Source organism: Thiohalocapsa sp., from assembly GCF_019695415.1.
Lineage (GTDB): Bacteria > Pseudomonadota > Gammaproteobacteria > Chromatiales > Chromatiaceae > Thiohalocapsa.
In genome coordinates this window covers 1-1945 of sequence record NZ_JAIFKJ010000017.1, presented here as the reverse complement: position 1 = coordinate 1945, position 1945 = coordinate 1, and the positions used below count along the sequence as shown (strand labels likewise).

3 protein-coding genes are annotated in these 1945 nt (G+C 61.6%); all 3 read left to right on the top strand.

Translation table 11 applies throughout. The annotated features are described in order from the left end of the window. Positions 1-132 precede the first annotated feature (132 nt). From I6U14_RS00230 to I6U14_RS00220, 3 genes are read left to right on the top strand one after another with little or no spacing between them, the layout of a single operon-like run. The gene (locus I6U14_RS00230) at positions 133-840 is read left to right on the top strand and encodes an FtsK/SpoIIIE domain-containing protein (RefSeq protein ID WP_296895897.1); all 708 of its coding nucleotides are present in this window, start codon (positions 133-135) and stop codon (positions 838-840) included. A 60-nt stretch (positions 841-900) separates the two neighbouring features. Further along, positions 901-1311: a hypothetical protein gene (locus tag I6U14_RS00225; protein ID WP_296895895.1), complete on the top strand. Its 411-nt coding sequence runs from the start codon at positions 901-903 to the stop codon at positions 1309-1311. Beyond that, positions 1308-1784, top strand: coding sequence for a hypothetical protein (locus I6U14_RS00220; protein WP_296895892.1), 477 nt, complete (start codon positions 1308-1310; stop codon positions 1782-1784). Before I6U14_RS00225 ends, I6U14_RS00220 begins: the two co-directional genes overlap by 4 nt. Positions 1785-1945 lie beyond the last annotated feature (161 nt).

Below are 1945 nucleotides of genomic sequence, written 5' to 3'. Positions count from 1 at the left end.
TATCGTGGGGGTGTAGTGGCAGAGGTGGAAAAGTGACAGGGTGGGGGCTGGTGGGGCTTCCGTCGGGCCGCGGACCTGGCTCACCCCGTGATCGGCGCTCCATCCGAGGCGGGAGGCGCTGTGACGTGGGCGTTGACCGAGCTCTACCGCCGCAAGCGGAACGGTCGAGTGCGGCCGCGGCTCTTCATCGTCATCGACGAGGTGCGCGAACTGCTCGATTTGGGCGGCGAGCCGGTGGCCGAGGCGATTCGGCGCATCGCGGCGCTGGGGCGCGAGATGGGGATTCACATTGTGCTGGCCACTCAGCATGCCCTCGTCGATGCGCTGGGGGGCAGCGTGGCCAAGGCCAACCTGCCCTTGCGCCTGACGGGCCGCGTGGCCGACTCCAACGCGGCCTACGTGGCGACCGGAGTCAAGAGTAGCGGGGCGGAGGCGCTGCAGGGGAACGGCGATTTTCTCTTGACCCTGGCCGGGGAGACGCATCGCTTGCAAATCGCCAAGCTGGGCAACCGGGAGCTGGGCCGCCTCGAGCGAACGGAGCACACGCCGATGTTGGATTTTGGTGATTACGATCCGGATCGTGTGCTGGACGTAGCTGAGGATGTGGATGGCGACGACAGCGGCGAGCCGGGCCGACCGCCGGACCCGCTGGACCCTGAGCACGTGGCTATAGCTTTAGCGTCTGGTCGGGGCATAACTTGGCTGCGAGAAGAGCTGGGCATTGGGCAAGCCAAGGCGACCAGGGTGAGAGGGTTTGCACTTGCAATCAGTGAGAAACTGCAAGACCTGAAGTATGGACTGTACCCTGTATCCGATATACCCGAAAATGGTACAGAGTAGCTGAAAAAGGACAATATAGGGTACATCCGCAATTTCGGGTATAGGGTACGAGGAGGCAGGATGGAAAACAAGACGTTTTTCAGGGTAGTTTTTGCGCTGGTCGTGATCGTGACTATGGGCGTGGTGGCGCACAGCGTCACGAAGCGCTTGTCGGACCAGGCGTTGTATCTAGCGCTGGGCGGCGGCGGTGTGCTGGCGATTGTCGTTTCCATCGGCACGCTCTTCATCGTCAAGGACGCGGTGCAGGCCTACATCACGCGGCGCTTGCTCGCGGACGACGATTACCGCGATCTGAAGCAACTGGCGATGGTGTCGCGCTTGATGGGCAAAAGCGGCAATGTCAACCTCAAGCTGCCCCAACGGGAGCAGGCGCCGTGGGCCGTGCTGCCCCAGAGCGGCGAGAACGGCCCAGGCCAGAGGCCCGCCTTCGATGGAGAATTCAGGGACACAACGGGAGTGGAGCTAGAATGAACGAGAAAATTATACTCGTCATCGCAATTGTAGCGTTGCTGGCTTCGGCTTGCACGCCGGAGGCGGAGCGGATCGAGGCCGAGGCCGAGCTGGTCGAGGCGGAGACTGAGCAGATCGAGACCGAGACGGCGCAGGAGACGCAGCGGGCGCTGATGGCGCGGCTGGACGAGCTGATCGAGAGTCTGCGGGAGACGTTGCGGGAGGAGCGCAGCCGCTCGCGCCAGCTTGAGGACAAATACCACGAGCTGGCCCTGGAAGCGGTGAAGGATGATCGCCGACCGATCTGGCCTTGGGTGCTCGTATCCGTCATTTCCCTGTTATGCACGGGTGCTGTGACGTTTATGGCACTGCGCAAGCCGGATTATGCGCGAATCGTGGTGATCGAATCGGGCGGGGCGGGCTGGCTGCCGGAGCCGTCGGTGGATGTGATTGATCTGGCGACGGTGCAGCGCCGGGAGATTGTAGTGGAGTGAGGGTGAGGGTTGACGCAACAATCTGTGAAAATCAGTGCAATCTGTGGTTAACTTTTGGTTCCGGATCTGTCCAGGACTGACCGCATTTTGGGTTGTTGATTCTCGATGGTAGCGAAAGAGTACCCCGGATAGTGGAAATACACGATCTTGCTCCTTTTAGC

Coding starts and splice junctions, on each gene's coding strand:
- I6U14_RS00225 (WP_296895895.1), top strand. CDS start 901: ATGGAAAACAAGACGTTTTTCAGGGTAGTTTTTGCGCTGGTCGTGATC.
- I6U14_RS00220 (WP_296895892.1), top strand. CDS start 1,308: ATGAACGAGAAAATTATACTCGTCATCGCAATTGTAGCGTTGCTGGCT.